Annotated in this window: 21 protein-coding genes and 1 pseudogene; 18 read left to right on the top strand and 4 right to left on the bottom strand. The window is 71.4% G+C overall.

Annotated elements, in window-relative coordinates:
- Positions 1-3: 3 nt before the first annotated feature.
- Both SSP29_RS04410 and SSP29_RS04405 read right to left on the bottom strand, forming a co-directional pair.
- A complete protein-coding gene (locus SSP29_RS04410; protein WP_089099114.1) occupies positions 4-1,614 on the bottom strand; it encodes an N-acyl-D-amino-acid deacylase family protein in 1,611 nt (536 codons plus the stop codon).
- Between the two features lie 8 nt (positions 1,615-1,622).
- On the bottom strand, positions 1,623-2,906 hold the full coding sequence (locus SSP29_RS04405; RefSeq protein WP_089099113.1) for an alanine racemase: 1,284 nt from the start codon (positions 2,904-2,906) through the stop codon (positions 1,623-1,625).
- 198 nt (positions 2,907-3,104) lie between these two features.
- Between SSP29_RS04405 and SSP29_RS04400 the strand changes: the two genes are divergently transcribed.
- From SSP29_RS04400 to SSP29_RS04380, 7 genes and pseudogenes are all read left to right on the top strand, one after another.
- The gene (locus tag SSP29_RS04400; protein WP_089099799.1) at positions 3,105-4,319 is read left to right on the top strand and encodes a sugar kinase; all 1,215 of its coding nucleotides are present in this window, start codon (positions 3,105-3,107) and stop codon (positions 4,317-4,319) included.
- Entirely contained in the window at positions 4,316-5,083 is a 768-nt protein-coding gene (locus SSP29_RS04395) for an IclR family transcriptional regulator (RefSeq protein WP_089099112.1), read from the top strand. The genes SSP29_RS04400 and SSP29_RS04395 overlap by 4 nt, the downstream gene beginning before the upstream one ends.
- Positions 5,080-5,490 (top strand): RidA family protein, encoded by a 411-nt coding sequence (locus SSP29_RS04390; protein ID WP_089099111.1) that lies wholly within the window; start codon positions 5,080-5,082, stop codon positions 5,488-5,490. Before SSP29_RS04395 ends, SSP29_RS04390 begins: the two co-directional genes overlap by 4 nt.
- A gap of 77 nt (positions 5,491-5,567) precedes the next feature.
- Positions 5,568-5,939, top strand: a complete 372-nt coding sequence (locus SSP29_RS61135; protein WP_150133528.1) for a hypothetical protein — start codon at positions 5,568-5,570, stop codon at positions 5,937-5,939.
- A gap of 26 nt (positions 5,940-5,965) precedes the next feature.
- A complete protein-coding gene (locus SSP29_RS04385; RefSeq protein ID WP_150133527.1) occupies positions 5,966-6,781 on the top strand; it encodes an RNA-guided endonuclease InsQ/TnpB family protein in 816 nt (271 codons plus the stop codon).
- 100 nt (positions 6,782-6,881) lie between these two features.
- Positions 6,882-7,066 (top strand): annotated as a pseudogene (locus tag SSP29_RS51360) (GntT/GntP/DsdX family permease); the annotation flags it as partial.
- A gap of 88 nt (positions 7,067-7,154) precedes the next feature.
- Positions 7,155-7,829 carry a hypothetical protein gene (locus SSP29_RS04380; protein ID WP_089099110.1) on the top strand — a complete coding sequence of 225 codons (675 nt, stop codon included), beginning with the start codon at positions 7,155-7,157 and terminating at the stop codon, positions 7,827-7,829.
- Between the two features lie 85 nt (positions 7,830-7,914).
- On the opposite strand, the gene SSP29_RS04375 is transcribed toward SSP29_RS04380, so the two are convergent.
- Positions 7,915-9,270 carry a M14 family metallopeptidase gene (locus SSP29_RS04375; protein ID WP_089099109.1) on the bottom strand — a complete coding sequence of 452 codons (1,356 nt, stop codon included), beginning with the start codon at positions 9,268-9,270 and terminating at the stop codon, positions 7,915-7,917.
- 349 nt (positions 9,271-9,619) lie between these two features.
- Here SSP29_RS04375 and SSP29_RS04370 point away from each other — a divergent pair, with 349 nt between their 5' ends.
- The 3 genes from SSP29_RS04370 (at position 9,620) to SSP29_RS04360 (ending at position 11,694) form a co-directional block, all read left to right on the top strand.
- Positions 9,620-10,189: a hypothetical protein gene (locus SSP29_RS04370; protein ID WP_089099108.1), complete on the top strand. Its 570-nt coding sequence runs from the start codon at positions 9,620-9,622 to the stop codon at positions 10,187-10,189.
- 15 nt (positions 10,190-10,204) lie between these two features.
- Complete coding sequence (locus SSP29_RS04365) at positions 10,205-11,125, top strand: MEDS domain-containing protein (RefSeq protein ID WP_089099107.1); 921 nt, start codon at positions 10,205-10,207, stop codon at positions 11,123-11,125.
- 191 nt (positions 11,126-11,316) lie between these two features.
- On the top strand, positions 11,317-11,694 hold the full coding sequence (locus SSP29_RS04360; RefSeq protein WP_089099798.1) for an ATP-binding protein: 378 nt from the start codon (positions 11,317-11,319) through the stop codon (positions 11,692-11,694).
- 140 nt (positions 11,695-11,834) lie between these two features.
- On the opposite strand, the gene SSP29_RS04355 is transcribed toward SSP29_RS04360, so the two are convergent.
- Positions 11,835-13,559 (bottom strand): chitinase, encoded by a 1,725-nt coding sequence (locus tag SSP29_RS04355; protein ID WP_089099106.1) that lies wholly within the window; start codon positions 13,557-13,559, stop codon positions 11,835-11,837.
- 303 nt (positions 13,560-13,862) lie between these two features.
- Between SSP29_RS04355 and SSP29_RS04350 the strand changes: the two genes are divergently transcribed.
- From SSP29_RS04350 to SSP29_RS04315, 8 genes are all read left to right on the top strand, one after another.
- Positions 13,863-14,690, top strand: coding sequence for a hypothetical protein (locus SSP29_RS04350; RefSeq protein WP_245883036.1), 828 nt, complete (start codon positions 13,863-13,865; stop codon positions 14,688-14,690).
- A gap of 80 nt (positions 14,691-14,770) precedes the next feature.
- Positions 14,771-15,472 (top strand): Flp pilus assembly protein CpaB, encoded by a 702-nt coding sequence (cpaB, locus tag SSP29_RS04345; RefSeq protein WP_089099104.1) that lies wholly within the window; start codon positions 14,771-14,773, stop codon positions 15,470-15,472.
- A gap of 12 nt (positions 15,473-15,484) precedes the next feature.
- Positions 15,485-16,747 carry a CpaE/TadZ family protein gene (locus tag SSP29_RS04340; protein ID WP_089099103.1) on the top strand — a complete coding sequence of 421 codons (1,263 nt, stop codon included), beginning with the start codon at positions 15,485-15,487 and terminating at the stop codon, positions 16,745-16,747.
- A gap of 200 nt (positions 16,748-16,947) precedes the next feature.
- Positions 16,948-17,277, top strand: coding sequence for a septum formation initiator (locus SSP29_RS04335; protein ID WP_089099102.1), 330 nt, complete (start codon positions 16,948-16,950; stop codon positions 17,275-17,277).
- Position 17,278: 1 nt separating this feature from the next.
- Positions 17,279-17,644, top strand: coding sequence for a TadE/TadG family type IV pilus assembly protein (locus SSP29_RS04330; RefSeq protein ID WP_089099101.1), 366 nt, complete (start codon positions 17,279-17,281; stop codon positions 17,642-17,644).
- An 18-nt stretch (positions 17,645-17,662) separates the two neighbouring features.
- The gene (locus SSP29_RS04325; protein WP_089099100.1) at positions 17,663-19,000 is read left to right on the top strand and encodes a TadA family conjugal transfer-associated ATPase; all 1,338 of its coding nucleotides are present in this window, start codon (positions 17,663-17,665) and stop codon (positions 18,998-19,000) included.
- A 7-nt stretch (positions 19,001-19,007) separates the two neighbouring features.
- Positions 19,008-19,952 (top strand): type II secretion system F family protein, encoded by a 945-nt coding sequence (locus SSP29_RS04320; protein WP_089099099.1) that lies wholly within the window; start codon positions 19,008-19,010, stop codon positions 19,950-19,952.
- Between the two features lie 12 nt (positions 19,953-19,964).
- Positions 19,965-20,852, top strand: coding sequence for a DUF5936 domain-containing protein (locus SSP29_RS04315; RefSeq protein ID WP_089099098.1), 888 nt, complete (start codon positions 19,965-19,967; stop codon positions 20,850-20,852).
- The last annotated feature ends 205 nt before the right edge of the window (positions 20,853-21,057 follow it).

Here is a 21,057-nt window from a genome sequence, read left to right as displayed (position 1 = left end):
CCCCTAAAGGGGCGCGTTACGGACCGACCTACCTGCCAACTCGTCCGTCCTGTGGCCGTTCTCGATTACGAAGCGGCCGTTGATCAGGACGTGTGGGATGCCTGTCGGGAGGGTGCGGGGCTGGTCGAACGTCGAGCCCGCCGCCACCGTCTCCGGGTCGAAGAGGACGACGTCGGCCCGGTAGCCCTCGCGTACGAGGCCGCGGTCCGGCAGGCGCAGCCGGGCCGCGGGGCGGGACGTGAGGTGGGCGACGCACTCCTCCAGGGTGAGGACTCCCAGCTCACGTACGTAGTGGCCGAGGTAGTGCGGGAAGGTGCCGTAGGCGCGGGGGTGGGGTTTCGTGCCCTGGAGGATGCCGTCCGAGCCGCCGGTGTGGACCGGGTGGCGCATGATCGTGCGGACGTTCTCCTCGTGGCCCACGTGCTGGAGGATCGTGGTGCCCAGGCGGCCGGCGACGAGGAGGCGGCGGGCCGTCGTCCAGGGGGACTCCCCGCGGGCGTCCGCCGACTCCTGGACCGTACGGCCGACGTAGTCCGTGAGGGCCGGGTCGGTCACGCCCGAGATCTCGATCGTGTCCCATTCGACAGGGACGCCGTGGCAGCCGTCGGAGCCGACGGACTCCAGGTGGTGGCGGACACGTCCGGACGTCTCGTCGTCCGCCAGCCGGGCCAGGGCCGCCGCCGGGCCGCCCTCGTTCGCCCAGCTCGGCAGCAGCGCCGCGAGGGTCGTGCTGCCGGGGGTGTAGGGGTAGGTGTCGAGGGTGATGTCGGCGCCGGCGGCGAGGGCCTCGTCGAGGAGGGCCAGCAGTTCGGGGGCCCGGCCCTCGTTCACGCCGAAGTTCATGGTGGCGTGGGCCAGGTGGAGCGGGCAGTCCGCCTCCCGGGCCAGGGTCACCATCTCCGCGTACGCCTCCAGGGCGCCCGCGCCGTAGGAGCGGTGGTGCGGGCAGTAGTAGCCGCCGTACTCCGCCACCACCCGGCACAGCTCGGTCAGTTCGGCGTCCGGCGCGTACATGCCCGGGGTGTAGGTGAGCCCGGAGGACAGGCCGACCGCGCCCTGTGCCATGCCCTCGGCCACCAGCCGGCGCATGCGGTCCAGTTCGGCCGGGGTCGCCTCGCGGTCCTCCCAGCCGACGGCGAGCGCGCGGACCGTGCCCTGGGGGATCAGGTAGGCCGCGTTGACGGCGATGCCGCGGTCGAGGCGGTCCAGGTACTCGCCGACCGACCGCCAGTCGAAGTCGATGTCGTCCCCGTGGCCGTTCCAGCCGGCGATCGCCCGGCGGACCTCCGCCAGTGTGCGGTCGTCGACGGGGGCGTACGACAGCCCGTCCTGGCCCAGCACCTCCAGGGTCACCCCCTGCGCGGCCTTGGCGCTGTGGTCGGGGTCGCGCAGCAGGGCCAGGTCGCTGTGGGCGTGCATGTCGATGAAGCCGGGGGAGAGGACCAGGCCCTCCGCGTCCAGCTCGCGTACCGCGCGCGGGCGCTGGCAGCCCGCGGCGGCGGCCTCCTTGACGATCGAGACGATCCGGCCGCCGTCGACGACCACGTCCGCGCGGTAGGAGGGCGCGCCGCTGCCGTCGATGACGTCCGCGTCCCGGATGACGAGCTGCTCCACGATCCCTCCTAGAAGAACGTACGGACGTAGTCGACGACCGTCCCGTCCGCCTCGGCCACCGGGATCAGCTGCCACTTGTCGAACGACGTGCACGGGTGGGAGAGACCGAGTCCGATCCAGTCCCCGACCTCCAGGTCGGCCCCGGGGTCCGTGCGCAGCCAGGCGTGCTGGTCGGACAGGCCGGTGACCGAGACTCCGGTCGCCGGGCGCTCGGTGCCAGCCCGGCGGATCACCTGGGCGAAGGGGAGGTCGAGGTCGTAGGCCGCGTCCCGCTTGCCCGCGTTGGCGAAGGCCTGCTCCGGGGAGGGGCGGGAGACGATCTGCGCCCAGAGCCGGAAGGCCGGCTCCAGGGCGCCCTCCTCGGGAACGCGGTTGAAGGGGGTGACCTCGCGGTAGCGGCCGTCGTCGTGCGAGACGTACGCGCCCGAGCGGAGCAACTTCAGGACAGGGAGCGAGAGTTCGGGGATCCCGGCGAAGACGTCCGCGACCGCGTCGAACCAGGCACTGCCGCCGGCGCTCACCACGATCTCCGCGAGGCCCGCGAACCGGCCCGCCTTGTCGAACTCGGCGGCGAGGGCGACCAGCCGGCGCAGATAGGCGTGCACCCGGTCCGGGTCGGCCTGCGGGACCTCCCCCTCGTACCCGGCCACCCCGACCAGCCGCAGGGTCTCCGTCCCGGCCACCGCCTCCGCGACCGCCGCGCACTCCGCCTCCGTACGGACGCCGGTCCGGGCGCCCTCCCCGGCGGCGAGCTCGACGACGACGTCCACTCGGTGCGAGGCCCCCGTCGGCCGCAGCGCCGCGTCCATCAGCTCGACCCCGCGCACGGAGTCGACGTAGCAGATGAAACGGAAGTCCGGGTCGCGCTCCAGCTCCGCGGCGGTCCAGCGGAGCGCCGCCGCGTCCACGAGCTCGTTCGCGAGGAAGACCCGCCGGGTGCCGAACGCCCGCGCCACCCGCACCTGGTGCGGCACGGCGAGGGTGATGCCCCACGCCCCGCGCTCGGTCTGCCGCCGGAAGAGCTGCGGGGCCATGGAGGTCTTGCCGTGCGGGGCGAAGGCGAGGCCGTGCCGTTCGGTGTACGTCTCCATCAGCGCGAGGTTGTGCTCCAGGCGCTCGGCGGAGAGGGCCAGTACCGGGGTCGCGAAGCCGTCGGAGAACAGGTTGCGGCGCTGGGCGGCCAGCTCGCCGACGGTGAGGCCTTCGGCGTCCGGCGGGAGGCCCTTGAAACGGTGGTCGACGCGTTCCTCCGCGAGCCGGGCGAGCGCTTCGGTGCCGGTGTCGAGGGACACGGAGCCTCCCTGATCGGTTCGGTTGCATGATGTGCAACGTCCATTGCGTATATCGCTTACCGCTGTCTAACATCCACGCCAACGCCGGGTCAATGGAGCCCGCAGCGACCCGGACGACGAGGAGCCACCGCCATCGTGAAGGCCACGGACGCCGTTGACGTCGTTGACGCCCCGGACGTCGTCGCGCTCGGCGAGTCCATGGTCACGTTCCTGCCCACCCGGCCGGGGCGCCTCGCGGACGTACCGTCCTTCGACCGCGCGATCGGCGGCGCGGAGTCCAACGTGGCCTGTGCGCTGGCCGCCGCCGGGCACGCCGTGCGGTGGGTCAGCCGGGTCGGCGCGGACGGGTTCGGCGATCACCTGGTGGAGACCGTCGCCTCGTACGGCGTCGACGTCTCGTCCGTCGGCCGTGATCCCGTGCGTCCTACGGGGGTGTACTTCCGTACGGCGGGGGACCGGGCGACCGAGGCGCACGAGGTCGCCTACTACCGGGCGGGGTCCGCGGCGTCGGCGATGTCGACGGCGACGGTGGATCTCGCGGCGGCGCGCGCGGGACGGATCCTGCACCTGTCGGGGATCACGGCGGCGTTGTCGGAGGGGTGCCTCGGACTGCTGCGGGAGCTGACGGCTCCCGCCGGGGGGCGCCCGGTGGTGTCCTTCGACGTCAACTACCGGGCGGGGCTGTGGGGTTTGGGTGACGGCTCGCACGTCCTGCTGGAGTTGGCACGGCGGGCCGACATCGTCTTTGTGGGGGAGGACGAGGCGGAGGAGGCGTGGGGGGTGACGGGAGGGCCGTCGGCGGTCCGCGAGTTGCTGCCGGAGCCGGAGGTGCTGGTGGTGAAGCAGGGCGGGGTGGGGGCGACGGCATTCGTGTCGGGTGCGGGTGCGTGGGGGCTGGTCGCGCCCACGCGGCGGCAGCCGCAAATCAAATACAGCCCCGCGCCCCTTTCGGGGCGCTTCCCAGCCGCTCCTCTCACAGCTACTCAGCTGCGGGCAGGCGTGCCGCAGGGCGGCACGGGTGGGCGATGGGGGTCCCCCCGCTCAAGCGAAGCCGAGGGTGGGGGAGGCACCCTGCCAGCGCCGGTAAGCGAAAACCCCGCCCTCGCCCCCACCCCGCCCGCCTTCGAACCCGCCCCCGCCGTCGACGTCGTGGCCCCCGTCGGCGCCGGTGACGCCTTCGCCGCCGGTTTTCTCTCCGGCACCCTGCGTGGACTGCCGGTCGGGCAGACGCTCAGGCTCGGCCACCTCTTCGCCGCCGCCGCCCTCACCACCCCCGCCGACCTCGCCCCGCCCCCCGCCCGCGACACCACCGACCGCCTGACCGCCCTCGACGACAGCGGGTGGGAGAGACTTCGACTCGGCCCCGGCTGGACGCAAGCCGACGCGGCCGAAGAGGAGGTACGCACCCCATGAGCCAGACCGTCGACCGAGCGCTCAGCATCCTGCCCCTGCTCGCCGAGGGCCCCGCCGACCTCGGCCAGGTCGCCGACCGCCTCGGTGTGCACAAGTCGACCGCGCTGCGGCTGCTGCGCACCCTCCACGCGCACGGGCTCGTCTACCGCCAGTCCGACCAGCGCTACCGCCTCGGCGCCCGTCTCTTCGCCCTCGCCCAGGAGGCGATGGAGAACCTCGACGTCCGCGAGATCGCCCACCCCCACCTGGCCCGCCTCAACGCGGCCTGCGGACACACCGTGCACCTCGCCGTGTTCGAGGAGGGCGAGGTCCTCTACATCGACAAGGTCGAGAGCCGCTACCCGGTGCGCATGTACTCGCGGATCGGCAAGCCCGTCGCCATCACCGTCGCCGCCGTCGCCAAGCTGCTCCTCGCCGACCTGCCCGAGCCCGAACGGCGGGCCCTCGCCGACAAGCTCGACTACCCCATGTACACGGCCCGTTCGACGCCGAACGCGGAGGCGTTCCGCAGGGAACTGGCCAAGGTGCGCGAACAGGGCTGGGCCACCGACCTCGGCGGCCACGAGGAGTCCATCAACTGCGTCGCGGCCCCCATCCGCGGCGCCGACGGCCGGGTCGTCGCCGCCATGTCGGTCTCCGCGCCCAACGTTGTCGTGACCGCCGACGAACTCCTCACCCTGCTCCCGCAGGTGCGCCGTACGGCGGACGCGATCAGCGGCGAGTACTCAGGCAGAACCCCGATCAAGGAAGCCGGCAACCGATGACCGAGAAGATCGCCCTCACCCCCACGACCCACACCACCCCGCCCGCCAAGTTCTCGCACGGCGTCCGGAAGGGCAACATCCTCCAGGTCGCCGGCCAGGTCGGCTTCCTGCCCGCAGAGGAGGGGAAGCCCCCGACCCCGGCCGGCCCCACCCTGCGCGAACAGACCCTCCAGACCCTCGCCAACGTCAAGGCGATCCTCGAAGAGGGCGGCGCCACCTGGGACGACGTCATGATGATCCGCGTCTATCTGACGGACCCGAGTCACTTCGCGGAGATGAACGAGACATACGACCGCTATTTCGAGGAGCAGGGACTCACGCAGGCTCCGCCCGCTCGTACGACGGTGTATGTCGGTCTTCCCAAGGGACTGTTGGTCGAGATAGACGGCCTGGCCGTTCTCGACTGATTGACCGGAACTCGAACCCGTGACCTTTTCGACCCGGCTCCGTTGATCTGACCGGCGGAGCCAACGGGGAGGGAACCATGGGCGAGAAGATGACGCGACGTCGTGGTTTCCGTGCTCGTCTGGCTTTGACAGCTACCCAAGTTGATGCGCTTGACCAGCAGGCGCATGCCGCGAGGGCGCTGTGGAACCTGTTGCACGAGTTGTTCACTCTCTCCGGGGACCGGTGGCCTCCCCGCTCTTACGTGGATGGTGAGATTCGTTGGGCGCGCGCCAACGTCGACTGGTTGGCGGTGCTCCCAGCGCAAGCGGCGCAGGCGGTACTGAGGACATACCGTCAGGCCTGGGTGAACTGCTGGGAAGGAAGGGCTGAGGCGCCGACGTACAAGGCTCGCCTCCGTACGGTGCTGGCGGTGGACATTCCGCAGGGGTGGGACGGGACCTCCACGTAGCCAGGGTCCACCGACGCTGGGGCGTCGTGAATATTCCGAAACTGGGTCGAGTGCGGTTCCGCTGGACGAGGGATCTGCCCGGTGCCCGCCTCATCAAAGATGCGCTCGGCTGGCACATTGTCTTCCGTACGGTTCACGAGGTGTCTGTGTCCATGCGCGGACTTGAAGCAGACTCACATGTCGGGATTGATCGGGGCATCGCTGTTCCACTTGCCCTGTCCGACGGCGACACCTATGTCCATGGGCCATGGCTGGATGAGAAGGAAGAAGCTCGTCTGCTGTGCACTCAGCAGCGGGCCGAACACAGGAAGCAATACAGGAAGCCGGGGCGGCGGTGTTCAAAGAAGCTGTCCACCGCGTACGACCAGATTCGGGACCTGCGTGCGAGAGCCAAGCGCCGGGTGCTCGACTGGCAGCACAAGACCACCTCTGTCATCGCCAAGAAATACGCTCTGGTATCGGTGGAAGAACTCCACATCATGAACATGGTGAGATCGGCAAAGGGAACTCTCGGCACGCCCGGAGTCAACGTGGCGCAAAAATCCGGACGGAACCGTGCGATTGCTGGGGAAGCATGGGGACGTACTGTGGAGCTGCTGGCCTACAAGATTGATGATCAGGGCGGTATTCTGATCAGCGTGCCAGCGCCTGGAACGTCGCTGCGCTGCTCTGAGTGCGGTGTAGTAACAACGGGCAGCCGTGAATCGCAGGCGCGATTCGTGTGCCGAAATCCTGAGTGTGGCTGGACTGGCAACGCCGACTTCAATGCAAGCCGCAACATCGATCAGGCAGGTCTCGTACTTGCCTCGGCTGCCGGGAGGGCAGTCGTCAGGCAGACCTGAGTGCTGTCGAACTCCCCAGAGCGATCCAGGGGAGAGTCTCTTGCCCGGTGGTGAGAGAGAACTCCAACTGACGGATGTGGACCAACCTGACCGGACGAGGTCGATCTTCGCCTCGCACGTCAACGACGGCGCCCGCGCCCGGAGGGCGCCGATGGATGCAGCTGGATGGTGGCCAAGTACTTCGGCATCAGCGAGCGCGACACCCTGAGGACCTGGACCGTGCTGGAGACGGTGCTGTCGGTGGTGGGGTTCGGGGTGGCGGGTGTGGTGAGTGTGTTCGTGTAGGGGGTCCCGGCGTCTTCGTGTAGGCGTCTGATAACGAAGTCCGGGGCCGGCTGTGTCCGGCACAGGTTCTTGGACCATACTGCCCGCTGTGGAGCAGCGCATAGGAGCCAACAGCCAGCCCCTGGAAGGCGCCGGATTCGACCCGGCCTTCATCCCCGGGCTCACCTCACCCGCGTCCGCCGAGCCGGCCGACGCGAAGCCGGAGGATGCCCGGCCGGAGGAGGCCGCGGAGGCCGAGGACGTGAAGGCGGCGGCGGCACCGGCGGCCGAGGCCGAGGCCGAAGCCACGGCGGACGCCGACGACGCCGCGGACGAGGAGGAGACCCCCGAGGGTCCCGCCTTCGAGGCCGCCGACCGCCGCGCCCGGATAGTGGCCGACCACCAGGGCGTGCGCCTCAGCCTCGACGAGGAGAAGTGCGAGTTCCGCTGGGACGAGATCGGCGCGATCGAGACCGAGGCCCCGCGCTTCGGCAAGCGATTCACGATCACCGTCCACACCCCGGACCGCCGCTGGTACCCGATCGAGATCGAGGCGACGTCCCGCTCCCGCTTCAAGGAGTGGGAGGAGCAGCTGGACGAGGTCCTCGACGCGTACTTCGACGAAGGCGCGGAAGAGGACGAGGAAGACGTCCTGGAGGCGGAAGCGGAGACGGAGACGGAAGCGGAGAACAAGGCCGCGGACGAAGCCGAAACCGAAGCCGAGGACAAGGCCGTCGACAAGGCCGCGGACAAGGACAAGGACAAGGCCCTCCGCGAGGAGTAGCCCCGTCCCTCCCACGACCCGGCCGCTCCGGCCCTGGCGGCTGCCCCAGGGCCGGGAGGGGCTCACCCGTCGGGCCCCCGGTCGGCTAACCGCAGTACTGCGCTTCCTTCCCGATCGACCGGTACATGCAGTCCGCGTTCTCCAGCAGTTGGAACACCGCGTCCCGGTTCCGGGAGGTCTCCCGCTCGATCACCTCGTCGGGCGGGTAGAAGCCGCCCCCGGAACTGGACGTCGGGTACATCTCGAAGGTGTAGTCGAAGATCTTCTGGGTGCCCCACAGATAGTCGTCGATCGAGCCGTCGGTGATGTACAGATCGCTCGACTGCTCCGGCGTGTAGCCGTTGCTCGCCGCCATCTTCTGCCCGACCGCCTTGAACGCGGCGGCGTCGTCCGCGGTCATCCCGGTGGCCGTGTCGGCGGTCGTGTAGCCGAACGGCCACAGCACCAGCTCGCTGTACGTGTGGAAGTCGATCCCCGCCTTGATCTGCTGCTTGCCGCCGACGACCCGGCTGCGCACGAAGTCGGCGACCACCTTCACCTCCGGCGCCGACTCGGCGGCCGCGCCCCGGTAGGTCTCCGAGGACGTGGAGCCCGAGGATCCGCCGCAGCAGCCGAACTTGTAGTTCCAGTTCCGGTTCAGGTCCGTACCGACGTACGACGAACCGGAGTTGGGCTGCCGGTTCTTGCGCCACGAGCGGTACGAGCCGGTGGCGATGTCGTACTCGCCGCCGTCGGGGTTGAGATCGGGGACGATCCAGATCTCCCGGCTGTTGACGATGTCGGTGACCCGGGAGTCCGATCCGTATCCCGCGCCCAGTTCCCGCAGCAGGTACAGCGCCATCTCCACCGTGAGGTGCTCGCGCGCGTGCTGGTGGAAGGTGAGGAGGACCTCGGGCTCGTTCTCGTCCGTCGCCACGTTGTCGCTGACCTTGATCGCGACGATGTCCCGGCCCTGGTACGACTTGCCGATCACCTGCTTGCTCATGATCGACGGGTAGGCGGCGAGCCGCTGGTCGATCTCGGCGTTCGCCTCGGCGTAGTTGTGGTACTTCGAGTCGGCCGTCGGGAAGTCGAACAGGCGCAGCTGGTCGGCGGCGGACGACCGGTCCGGGGCCGCGCCGAGCGGCGTGACGTCGTAGCCGAGGCGCTTCAGCGCGGTGATCTGCGCGGGCCGTCCGGAGACGACCACCGTTTCCTCGTCGGCCTCGTCCACGGAGACGCCGGTCCGCTGGATCGCGGCGCGGGTCACCGGGGTGGTGCTCTGGTGGATCTCGTACTGCCGGACGTCGTCGGCCGAGGGGGCGGACGGCCGGGCGCTGTCGGCGGTCGCGTGGGTCGCGGTCGCCGACACGGGGGCCGCGAGGGCGAGGGCCAGCAGGGCGCCGAGCGCGGCGGTCCGTCTGCCGCCGCGGGCTCCGGAGCCGCGGGTGCGAAGTCGCATGAAGTCTCCTGGGGGAGAGGTGGGGGTGGTTCAGTGCGACGTGCCTGTGCGGGTGCTGTGTGTGGACTGTGCGGGCTGTGCGGTGCCGCCCATCGTCCAAGGAATGGCATGAACAGGTCAAGACCGTAAAATCAGCCGCGCACGTCGGCCTGGCGGGTTCGGCCGCGCACATCACCCGTGCACATCACCCGAGTTCGCCGGCCACGCGAACCGGCCGCGCAGTGTACGCGCGTACCCGCCGCCGCAAGCGGCCCCCGCCGAAGTGCACCCACCCGCGTGACGTCCGTGTGCGTTCTCCCGGTCCGCCGGGAGACCGTGGTCGGACGGCCAAGAGGAGGGCTGGCTGATCATGGGCGGACCGGCGCCGCGCGGGGGCTGTCATCTGCCGGTCGAGGCGACCAGCTTCGTCGACCGGAGAGACGAACAGGCCGCGGGCCGCGAGCTGTTGGCCAAGGCCCGCCTCGGCACGTTCACCGGCCGCGGCGCCCCGCGCGAGGGCCGCTGCCGGCTCGACCGCGCCCTCGAAGCCAGCCCTGGGCAGACCGTCGGCCGCGCCCGCGCCCTCCGGGGCTCCGCCCTGCTCGCCGGCAGCCCCGGCGACCTCACCCGGGGCCTGCGCCGCGCCCGCGAGGCCCGTGCCCTCGCCGAGCGGCTCGGCGGCCCGGCGGAGGCCGCGCACGCCGACCACGTCATCGGTGCCGGCCGGCTCTTCGCCGACGACCCGGGCGCCGCCCGCGCCCACCACGCGACCACCCTCGCCCGTGGCCCCATACCCGGCCGGCACCTCGGCCCGCACGGCCCGGACCTGGCCGGACTCGCCCGCCGCACCGCCGAGGGCCATGCGGAACGCATCCTCGGCACGCCCGCCTTCAGCAACCGCAGCCAGATCGCCGCCCGGGTGACGACCGCCCGGCGCTGACGCACAGGAGACCCGATGAGTACCAGTACGGGCGCGCGCCCCGCCGCCGCCCAGGGGCAGTTCGACCACCGGATGGCCGTGTTCGGCTCGGACGACGCGTTCGTCGCGGCCGCCCTGCCCTTCCTCGCCGAGGGCCTCGCCGCCCCGGACGAGCCCCCGCCCGTCGCCATCGCCGCCCCCGGCCTGCTGGCCGTCCTGCGCGACGCGCTCGGCGCCGACGCCCGGGACGTCGGCTTCATCGACCACGCCGACTGGTACACCGGCACGGCGGCCAACGCCGTGGCCCAGGGCGCCGGTTACCTCGCGGCGAACGCGGGGCCCGGCGGCCGTGTCCACCTCCTCATGGAGCCCGACTGGGCCGGGCGCGCGGGGCGTTCGGCGCGGGAGAGCACCGAGTGGATCCGCTACGAGTCCCTCGCCAACCTCCTGTTCGCCCCCTTCGCCACCACCGCCCTGTGCGCGTACGACACCCGGACGGCGGGCCCGGCCGTCGTCGACGCGGCCCGCCGTGCCCACCCGGGTACCGGGGTGTACGAGCAGCCGCCGGTCCTGGTGCGCGAGCTGGACGCCGTACCGCTGGCCCCGCCGCCGCAGTCGGCGGCCCGGCTGCCCGCGCCGGAGGCGGTCCGCGCCTGGGCCGCCGGGCGGGGGCTCCCGGCGGTGGACGCCGGGCGGTTCGGCCGTGCCGTCGAGGCGGCGGCGGCCGCGCACGGGCCGGTGGTCGAGGTCCGCGCCTGGGGTGAGGCGCCGGCCTGCGTCTGCGAGCTGCGGCTGTGCCGGGCGGTGGCGGATCCGCTGGCCGGGTTCGTGCCGCCGCCCGGCGGGGAGCCGGAGCCGGGGCAGGGGCTGTGGTTCACCCGCCAGGTGTGCGCGTACGTCGATGTCCGGGACGGGGCGGCGGGGGACGGGGCGAAGATCCGCGTCCAGTACGCGTGAGCGAGATGCCGTACGCGCGTACCCCCGCGGCGGCGCATACGCGGGTACCGGATCAGGTGTTGCTCCCCGTGTGCGGGGAGACGGGCACGGGCCCGCCGGGGGGAGCCGTGCCGCAGCCCTCCGGGAGCCGGCTCCCGGATCCCGGCCCGCAGTACGCCGCGTACCCGCAGCCCCCGGCCCGGGCCGGTCGTCTGAGCGTCGAGTACGACCCCCGGCCCACGGCGGCCGGCGAGGCGCGCGCGGTGGTGCGGCGGCAGCTGGAGGAATGGGGGCTCGCGGAGCAGGACGAGGTGGCCTACGTGTGCGAGCTGCTGGCCGGCGAGCTGGCCGCGAACGCCCTCTGTCATGCGGCGACCCGGTTCCGGCTCACCCTGGCGGCCTCGCACGGGGTGCTGCGCTGCGAGGTCGCCGACGAGGACCGCCGCCCGCCGCGGGTCCTGGAAGCGGGCCTCGCGGAGAGCGGCAGAGGGATGTACCTGGTGGCCGCGCTCGCCCGGCGCTGGGGCTGCCACCAGGACGGGCCGGGCAAGACCGTGTGGTTCGAGCTCGGTACCTGCGGGAGCGAGTAGCTCCGCCGGGCGGGCCGCGACGCTTTGCGTGGGTCGCGGCCCGTCCTACGGGTGCGTGCGGGCCGGTGGGGGCTGGTCGCGCCCACGCGGCGGAGCCGCACATGTCTCGGGCCCGCGCCCCTTCGGGGCGCCGGGGATCCCTACGGCAGTGCGTGCACGTGGGCGCCCACCGAGGACGACCACGCGTTGCCGGCCGCCGCGTCCCAGTTCGTCGACCAGGTCATCGCGCCCCGCAGGTCGGGGTACGCGGTCGACGGCTTGAAGGAGCCGCAGTTGGTGAGCTTGGTCAGGCAGTCGAGGGCGTTGTTGACCACGGTCGGTGAGACGTAGCCGCTGCCCGCCGCGCTGGTCGACGCCGGCAGGCCGAGGCCCACCTGGGACGGCGACAGACCGCCCTGGAGCTGGATGCAGGCGAGCGCGGTGAGGAAGTCCACCGAGCCCTGGCTGTACACCTTGCCGTCGCAGCCCAGCATGGAACCGCTGTTGTAGTACTGCATGTTGACGACCGTGAGGATGTCCTTGATGTTCAGGGCCGTCTGGAAGTACCCGTTGGACGTCGACTGCATGTCGATCGTCTGCGGGGCCATCGTGATGACGAGCGACGAGCCCGCCTTCGACGACAGGGAGCGCAGCGCCTGGCTCATGTAGGTGGCGTTGATGCCGTTCTCCAGGTCGATGTCGACGCCGTCGAAGCCGTACGTCTGCATCAGCGAATAGACGGAGTTGGCGAAGTTCGTCGCGGACGCCGAGTCGCTCACCGAGATCGTGCCGTTCTGGCCGCCGATGGAGATGATGACCTTCTTGCCGGCCGCCTGCTTGGCCTTGATGTCGGCCTTGAACTGGTCGACCGTGTACCCGCCGAGGCCGGAGGAGTCGAGGGTGAAGCTGACCGCGCCCGGGGTGCTGGTCGCGTCCGCGAAGGCGACGGCGATGATGTCGTACGAGGACGGCACGTCCGAGATCTTCTGGACGGTGGCGCCGTTGTTGAAGTTCTGCCAGTAGCCCGTCACCGCGTGCTTGGGCAGCGAGCCGCCGCCGCTGCCGCCGGACGCGGTCGTGGTCGCCGTCACCGCCGTCGACTTCGCCGACTCACCGGCCGAGTTGGTCGCGGTGACCTGGAACGAGTACGACGTCGAGGCCGCGAGTCCGGTGATCGTCGCCGAGGCACCGGTGACCGCCGAGACCTTGGTGCCGTTCTGGTAGACGTTGTAGCCGGTCGCGCCCGACACCGCGCTCCAGGACAGCGACGCGGAGGACGACGTCGTACCGGAGACCGCGAGGCCGGTGGGGGTCGCGGGGACGGTCGGGGCCGGGTCGGAGCCGCCCCCGCCGTCGGGGCCGTAGACAGAGACGTCGTCGGCGTAGTAGGCGGCCTGGCCGTACCAGCCGTGCGTCCAGACCGTCACCGAGGTGGTCGAGGCGCCGGTGGTGAAGGTCGTCGACAGCTGCGTCCAGGACGTGTTCGGGGTCCAGGTCGACACGTCCGTGGTGCCGGTGCCGGTCACACCGAGGTAGGTGTAGGAGCCCTGCACCCACGCGCTCAGCGTGTAGGTGGAGTTGGCCTTCACCGCCACCGTCTGGCTGCACTGGGCGTAGTCCTGCCCGGCCGGGGTCGCCTTCAGCGCGGCGGCGCCGGAGTGCACGGGGGAGGAGACCGTCGTACCGCTGCTCGCGGAACAGGTCCAGTTGGACAGGCCCGACTCGAAGCCGGGGTTCTTCACGTTGTTGACGTCGGCGGCGGAGGCCGGCGCGGAGGCCAGGCCCGCCATCGCGAGTGCCGTGGCGAGGGCGGCCACGGCCGACCAGGTGCGGATGCGTCGCTGTCCGGCATGCCGGGACACGAGCCGGGGGATGAGTCTGGGCATGACAATCAAGGTGGTCCAGACCAATTCACGTGTCAATAGGTCCAGACCAAATTCAAAGGTCCGGGGAGGCGGAACGGGCCCCGGTCATATGCTCAACCTGTCCCGGTTTGACGTTACTTGTGCGGTCACGGATCCCAGACAGCTACACAAACGCTGTTCTCCGGTCACAGGTGCGTGGTTACAGTGCTGAGGAAGTCACGCAATGAAGTCGTCCCGGCTCATTGGAGTAACACCGGTGGGCCGCCGGGTGTGAAGAGCGGGGAGCTGCGCGTGCCAACTGCCATTGCCGTGACCAGTGCCGACATGGCGCTGCCGGTCCAGGACGAGCGGACCATGCCCGCGGTCGTGCTCCGGGACCTCGACCGGCGCCCGCTCGAACAGACCCTCGCCGAGTTCGTGGCCCTCATCGAGCAGTACGGACATGTGGTCGTCCTGTACTCGGACGCCGTACCGGAGGCCGTGACCAGGCGGCTCCACACCCTCCGTTCCCTCCTGGAGAGCGACCGGATCGCGCTGTTCCGCCCCGACCTGCCGCCGCTCGGCATCGCCGTCCTGGCCCGGCAGTTGCGCCAGCTGGCCTCCTGCGACCTCAGCCCCGGCGTGCTCGCGTCGGCCGGCCGGCTGCTCACCCACTACATCCACTCCGGCGCCGTCCTCGGCTCCGTCGCCAAGCTGGACCGCGTCCCGGTCGGCCTCAAGGCGCACGCCAAGTCCTGGATGCCCGGCACCCAGTTCGGGATCGTCGCCCACCCCGAGCCGCAACTGGTCCGGATCGCACCGGAGGCCGTACTGAGCGGCCCCGAGTTCAGCACCTGGATGCTGGTCGCCAGGGGACAGCTGCAGTCCGACTGGATCGGCGGCCTCGCCAAGGCCTGGGGCGCGCACGGCCTGCGCGAGACCCCGCTGCCCGCCGAGTCGTCCGTGTGGTGGGGCACCGGCCGGATGATCGAGTTCACCAGCTACCTCGCCGACCTGTCGGTCCTCTACCAACTGGTCACCTCGGTACGGCAGACCAGCTGCCACTGGTGCGGCATCGACGTCATCGGCGACCGCTGCGTCTTCTGCTCCGCCACCCCGCCCGTCTACGACCCGCCGCCGCCCCGCGCGCTGGAACAGCGGACGCCCGCCTGACCCGTACCGCCCACCGCCATCGCTCGGTTCCCCCACTTTCCCCCACTTTCCCCCGCTTCCCCGATGAGGTCGCACGGTCCATGAACTCCCGTCAGCGCCGCGGCGTGATACTCCTGATCCTGTCGGTGATCTGCGCGCTCGGCGCGTTCGCCGGCGTGCTCTCGGTCATCGACAACGCGAAGTCCGAGGTCGGCCCGAAGGTCACCGCGTACGAACTCCGGTCCGACGTCGCGCCGTACACCACGTTGAGCGCGAGCCAGTTCAAGAAGATCTCGATGCCCAAGCGGTGGCTGTCCGCCAACGCCGTCACCAGCCTCAGCCAGATCCATGGCAAGATCGCGATCACCACGCTGAAGGAGGGCTCGCTCCTCCAGACCGACATGATCGTCGACCAGCCCGAACTCAAGGCGGGCCAGCAGGAGGTCGCGATCCTGATCGACGCGGCCACCGGGGTCGCCGGCAAGATCACCCCGGGCTCGCTGGTCAACGTCTACGCCACCTTCGAGGGCAAGCAGCAGACCGACCCCGACCAGTCGAAGATCATCGTGACCAACGCCCGGGTCCTGGACGTCGGCAAACTCACCTCGCTGGAACCGGACAACAAGAACCAGCAGCCCACCGACGCCGTCCCCATCACCTTCGCGCTGTCCACGCTCGACGCCCAGCGCCTCACCTACGCGGAGTCCTTCGCCCAGCGGGTCCGGCTCGCCCTGGTCGCCCCCGGTACGACGACCACCGTGCCGGACAAGGACCGTACCTACGAACTCGCGACGGACAAGTGAGAGGCGCCCTCCATGCCCATCAGGATCCTCCCCGCCGTCGGTGACGCGGACGCCGTCCGCTCCCTGGTCTCCCTGCTCAGCCAGCTCCCGGACGCCGAACCGCTGGCCCCCGTCGTCGACTCCACCGGGCTCGTCGACACCCTCGCCCGGGCCGCCGCCGAGTCCGTCGACGAACTCCCCGAGGTCGTCGTCGTCCACGAACGCATCGGCCCCGTCCCGGCCCTCGAACTGATCCGCGAGGTCGCCCTGCGCTTCCCCGCCGTGGGCGTCGTCCTCGTCACCACCGACACCAGCCCCGGCCTGTTCGCCGCCGCGATGGACTCCGGCGCCCGCGGCCTGGTCGGCCTTCCGCTGAGCTACGAGGAGCTGGCCGGCCGCGTCCAGGCCGTCGCCCAGTGGTCCACCGGCGTACGACGCCATCTCGGCCACGGCGCCGACGTGTTCGCCGGCGTCGGCGGCACCGTCGTCACCGTCAGCGGCGCGAAGGGCGGGACCGGCGCGACCCTCGTCGCGGTCCAGATCGCCCTCGCCGCGCAGGCCTCCGGCCACTCCACCGCCCTCGTGGACCTCGACCTCCAGACCGGCGACATCGCCTCCTACCTGGACGTCCAGTTCCGCCGCTCGGTCGCCGACCTCGCCGCGGTCAACGACATCTCCCCGCGGGTGATGGCCGAGGCCGTCTTCCGCCACGACTCCGGGCTGGCACTGCTGCTGGCTCCGGCCGAGGGCGAACGCGGCGAGGAGGTCACCGACCGCGCCGCCCGCCAGATCCTCAGCGCCCTGCGCTCCCGCCACGAGATGGTGATCGTCGACTGCGGCGCGCAGCTCGGCGGGGCGGGTGCGGCGGCCGTGGAGACCGCAGACCTCGCCCTGCTGGTCACCACGCCGGACGTGGTCGCCGTACGGGCGGCGAAGCGGACGGTGCGGATGTGGGACCGGCTGCAGATCCGCAAGGCCGAGGAGACGACGGTGGTGGTCAACCGGTACACGCGCGGTACGGAGATCCAGCCGGCGCTGATCCAGCGGATCACCGGGACCGCACTGGCGGGCACCCCGATCCCGGCGAACTTCAAGGAGCTCCAGGGGGCGGTGGACGCGGGCCGGATGCACGAACTGGACTCGCGCAGCACGGTGAAGCAGGCGCTGTGGGGGCTGGCCGGGGAGCTGGGGCTGGTCCGGACGGAGGAGGGCGCACCGCCACGCCGGTCCGGGACACGGGCCCGGGGCGGGGAGCGGGCGGCGGTGGGGTTCCGGCGGCGGAAGGAGCTGCCGTGAGAGGCCGTCGGTCGGGTTCGGGGGCGACAGGTCGTGGGTCGCGTGCCGGTGCGTGGGGGCCGAGCGCGCAGTTCCCCGCGCCCCTACGGGGCGCTCAGCGCCCCTTCAGGGGCGCGGGGAACTGCGCGACCAGCCACGACGGCGCCGCACCCGACCGACGACTGCGCGACCGCGGACAGGTCTCCATAGAACTCCTCGGCATGACCCCGGTCATCATCCTCACCCTGGTGCTGATGTGGCAGGCCGTCCTCGTGGGGTACGCCTTCACCCTCGCGGGGAACGCTGCCGACGAAGGCGTACGGGCGGGCACGGCCGTACCCCGGGGGGAACGGTTCGGCGTCTGCCAGCGCGCCGCGCTGGAGGACCTCTCCGGGGCCTGGCGGGAGGGAGCGAGCGTGGACCAGTGCGGCGGCACCGGCACGGTGACCGCGGACGTCTCCCTGCACGTCCCGGTCCTGTTCCCCGGCTCCATCGACTTCCCCGTCACCGTGCACGGCCACGCCGGCACCGTGGAGGAGGTGAAGCGCTGAGATGTCGTACCCCCGTACACGCGCCCTTCTTGCCGGCGGTCGCCGCGACCGCGGCCAAGTCGCCATCGAATACCTCGGCTTCCTCCCGATCCTCCTCATCGTCGGGCTGGCCGGCATCCAGCTCGGCGCCGTCGCCTACGCCGCCGAGCAGGCCGGGACGGCGGCCCGCGCGGGGGCCCGCGCCGCCTCGCTGGAAGAGGACGTCGGCGCCGCCTGCTCGTCCGCGGTCAGCAGCGGCATCGACGTGAGCTGCGCGTCCTCCGGCGGCGGCGACTCGGTCACCGTCACCGCCACGGTCCGCATCCCGAAGATCGTCTGGGACCTAGGCAACGCCACCAAGTCCGCCACGATGCCCGTCGACCACTGAACGAGGAGCACGGCAACCATGAGCCTGCGGGCACGCATCAACTCCCCCGAGGAGCACGGCAGCCGGGGCGAGGACGGCCACCTGGTCTCCTCCTACCGGGCCAAGCTCCTGGAGGAGATCGACCTCGCGGAGATGAGCGCGCTGGCCGCCGCCGAGCGCCGGGCCCGTCTCGAACGCGTCCTCGGCCACATCCTCAGCCGCGAGGGCCCGGTCCTGTCCACCGTCGAACGCTCCCAGCTGATCCGCCGGGTCGTCGACGAGGCCCTCGGCCTCGGCATCCTGGAACCGCTCCTCGAAGACGCGTCGATCACCGAGATCATGGTGAACGGCCCGGACGCGATCTTCGTCGAACGCGGCGGCCGGGTCGAACAGCTGCCGCTCCGCTTCGTCTCGGCGGACCAGCTGATGCAGACCATCGAACGCATCGTCTCCACGGTCAACCGCCGCGTCGACGAGTCGAACCCCATGGTCGACGCCCGCCTCCCCTCCGGCGAACGCGTCAACGTCATCATCCCCCCGCTCTCCCTGACCGGCCCCACCCTCACCATCCGCCGCTTCCCGCGCTCCTTCACCCTCCACGAGCTGATCGGCTTCGGCTCGCTCGACGAGCACATGGTGTTCCTGCTGGCCGGCCTGGTGCAGGCGAAGTTCAACATCATCGTCTCCGGCGCCACCGGCACCGGAAAGACCACCCTGCTGAACGCCCTCTCCGGCCTGATCCCGGCCCACGAACGCATCATCACCATCGAGGACTCCGCCGAACTCCAGCTCCAGCAGACCCACGTGGTCCGCCTGGAGTCCCGCCCGGCGAACGTCGAGGGCAAGGGCCAGGTCACCATCCGCGACCTGGTCCGCAACTCGCTGCGGATGCGTCCCGACCGGATCGTGGTCGGCGAGGTCCGCGGCGGCGAGTCCCTCGACATGCTGCAGGCCATGTCCACCGGCCACGACGGCTCGCTCGCCACCGTCCACGCCAACAGCGCCGAGGACGCCCTGACCCGGCTCCAGACCCTGGCCTCCATGTCGGACGTCGAGGTCCCCTTCGTCGCCCTGCACGACCAGATCAACAGCGCGGTCGAGGTCATCGTCCAGCTGACCCGGTTCGCCGACGGCGCTCGCCGGATCACCGAGATCGCCGTGCTCGACAGCCACGGCAGCGAGCCGTACCGGCTGGCGACGGTGGCCCGCTTCGACGCCCAGCCCATGACCCACGACGGCCGGGTCTACGGCGCCTTCCAGTACTTCCCGCTGCCACGCCGCACCGCCGACCGCCTCTACATGGCGAGCCAGCCGATCCCGCAGGCCTTCGGCGTGGCCCAGCACCTCGACCAGCTCACCACCCGAGAAGCCCGGTAGGCGGCCCATGTCCCTCCACGACCTCGTCTCCCTCACCACCGGCATCACGCTGCTGGCCTGCATCCTGGCCGTGGTGGGCCTGCACACCTACGCCTCCGGCCGGGCCCAGCGCGCCGCCCTGGTGGACCGCCTCTCCTACACCGGCCAGGTCCCGCTCACCGGCCGCCGGCGTCGCTTCCGCAACCTGGACCGGCGCCTGCGCGGCACGTCGATCGGCCGCCGCCTGGAACTCCGCCTGGCGGCAACGGGCCTGGACGTGACGCCCGGCGAGTTCTTCGTCTACATGCTCGCCACCGTCGCGGCCCTCTGGCTCATCGGCCAGGCCGCCCTCGCCCCCTTCTTCGGCCCGATCGCCGGCCTGCTGGGTGTCTTCGCCGCCGTCCAGTTCCTCAACTGGCAGCGGCAGAAGCGCATCGAGCGGTTCATCGCCCAACTCCCGGAACTCGCCCGCATTCTGGCCAACGCCACCCACGCCGGCCTCGCCCTGCGCACCGCGATCGGCATGGCGGCGGAGGAGCTGGAGGCCCCCGCGGGCGAGGAACTGGGCCGGGTCGCCGACCAGTTGGCGATCGGCCACTCCATGGACGACGCGCTCGGCGAGCTCGCCGAGCGGCTTCCCTCCCGCGAACTGGTCGTCCTCGTCACCACGCTCGTGCTCTCCAACCGGGCGGGCGGCCAGGTGGTCTCCGCCCTGCGGAACCTGACCGAGACCCTGGAGGAGCGCAAGGAGACCCGCCGGGAGATCCGCACCCAGCTCTCCCAGGTGACGATGACGTCGTACGCCGTCCCGGTGCTCGGCGTCGGCGCCCTGTTCCTGATGAACGGGGTCAAGGACGACACCCTGGCACGCATGACCGGCACCGGGCTCGGCCAGGCGGCCGTGATCGTCGCGTTCGGGCTGTACGTCGTCGGGTTCGTCCTCATCCGCCGCCTGAGCCGCATCGACGTATAGGTGGTATGTCACATGGCACTCCTCCTGGCCCTCCTCATGGCCCTCGCCGTCTACGGCGTCTTCGCGGGCGTCCGCATGTACCGAGCCGACGCGAAGCTTCCCGCAGACCTGGCGATCGCCCTGGAGGTGGGCGCCACCCGCACCGGCGCCGCCAACTCCCTCATCGACCGCATGGGCATGCGGTACGCCCCCGCCGTGCTCCGCCTGATGGGCCCGCGCCAGGTGGCCAAGTACCGCCGCAGGATCGACCTGGCGGGCAACCCCGGCGGCCTGACCATCGACCGCTACGCGGCCCGTCGCGCCGTCTACGGCGCCCTCGGCGGCACCGGCTTCCTGGTCTTCCTCCTCCGCGGCCAGTGGCTGGTCGCCGTCCTGCTCCTCCTCTTCGGCGCGTTCTGGACGGAGGTCGGCATCTGGTCGGCGATCCGCATCCGCAAGGACGTCATCGAACGCACCCTGCCGGACTTCCTTGACGTCCTCGCGGTGGTGGTCGGCGCCGGCCTCGGCTTCCGCCAGGCCCTGGACCGGGTGGCCACGCACTACGAGGGCCCCTGGGCCGACGAACTCCGCATCACCCTCCGCCAGATGGACCTCGGCATGAGCCGCCGCCAGGCCTTCGCGGAACTGCGCCGGCGCAACGACTCCGAACAGGTGGCGATGTTCGTGACGGCGTTGCAGCAGGGCGAGGAACTGGGCGCGCCGATCGTCGACACCCTGGTCGCGCTGGCCAAGGACATGCGCCGCACCGACGCCCAGAACGCCCGCCGCAAGGCGGCCCGGGCGGTACCGAGGGCCACCCTCATGATCACCACGTTCATGGTCCCGGCGACGATGCTGCTGCTGGCCGCGGGCCTGCTGCTGGGCTCGGGGACCGACTTCGGGTCGGTCACGGGAAAGTAGGCGGAGGTGACGACCGTGGCGGCCAACGAGGCCGGGAAGAAGACCGAGCCCCGCCCCACCGGCGAGGCGGCGTTCCGCGCCGCTGGAGCGGACGGCGAAGAGTCCGCGATCCGGGCCACCGGTGTGCACGGCGAGAAGGCCGCGTTGCGCGCCACCGGGGTGGACGGCGAGAAGGCCGCGTTGCGCGCCACCGGAGTGGACGGCG

Source organism: Streptomyces hyaluromycini (assembly GCF_002217755.1).
In the GTDB taxonomy this organism is placed as follows: domain Bacteria; phylum Actinomycetota; class Actinomycetes; order Streptomycetales; family Streptomycetaceae; genus Streptomyces; species Streptomyces hyaluromycini.
Note: the sequence above shows the minus strand (reverse complement) of the source record. Positions and strands in the feature narration are given on the sequence as shown.